This window comes from Enterococcus sp. BSD2780061688st2 D3, assembly GCF_005844145.1.
Lineage (GTDB): Bacteria > Bacillota > Bacilli > Lactobacillales > Enterococcaceae > Enterococcus_B > Enterococcus_B durans.
The window spans coordinates 1-1,065 of record NZ_SPHN01000066.1; the positions used below are offsets into that span (position 1 = coordinate 1).

General features: G+C 40.0%; 1 protein-coding gene. It reads left to right on the forward strand.

The window, feature by feature from the left end:
* Positions 1 to 31: 31 nt before the first annotated feature.
* Positions 32 to 1,065, forward strand: a 1,034-nt coding sequence (locus FGQ66_RS15030; protein ID WP_138302660.1) for a type I restriction endonuclease, incomplete at its 3' end; no start/stop codon positions are given.

The following is a 1,065-nucleotide window of genomic DNA, read 5'->3' on the forward strand; positions in this document are numbered from 1 at the left end:
CAAAAGATGTTTGTTTAGGGAGGGAAGAAGAATGAAAATTAGTCACCGTGAGGAAGCGGAAGTCGAAGAACAGTTGATCCGTGTACTGGGGGAAGGGCATAATCAGTGGACGTATCGTCCGGATCTAAAATCAGAAGAAGATCTTTGGGTCAATTTACGCCAAAAAATCATCTCAAATAATCAAGCAGAACTGAATGATTTTCCTTTGACCGATAAAGAATTTGAAACGATCAAAACAGAATTGTTACTACGAACGAAAACCCCCTTTGATGCTGCGAAATGGTTAAAAGGTGAAAATGGGATGGCTCGGATCACGATTGAACGGGAAGATTCGCAATTGGGTTCTGTCTCACTTATCCTTTATTCCAATCAAGACATTGGTGGAGGAATCTCTACGTATGAAGTGGTCCATCAAATTGCAAAACGTGGAAGTAACATAGAAGCACGGGATCGACGTTTTGATGTTACCTTATTAATCAATGGATTACCGATTGTCCAAATCGAGTTGAAACAAGTAACCGCAAGAGATGGCGTCTATCAGGCGTTTAACCAAATCAAAAAGTATGCAGAAGAAGGCATGTTTCGGAACAATATCTTTTCGACCTTGCAGTTGTTTGTGGTTTCCAATGAACAAACGACCCGGTATTTTGCAAATGCCTTACCGAAAGACTTGCACCCTAAGTTTTTATTTAGTTGGCGAACGAAAGATAATAAAAAGGTAGAAAACTTATATGAGTTTTGCAAACAAGTGCTAAATATCCCGGATGCCCATCGCTTGATTGCGGATTATACGATTGTCAGTGAAGATCAAGACAATAAAACCCTCATGGTGTTACATCCTTATCAAGTGCATGCGATTCAAGCCTTGTTTATTGCCGCAAATAAACATCAATCAGGGTATGTGTGGCATGCGACTGGTTCAGGAAAGACGTTGACTAGTTTTGTATCTACTAAGCTTTTAGCACGAAAATCGGGGATCGATCGAACGATCATGTTAGTGGACCGCAAAGATTTAGATAATCAAACCACCACAGAGTTTACGAAATTTGCTTCGGAATTTAATAC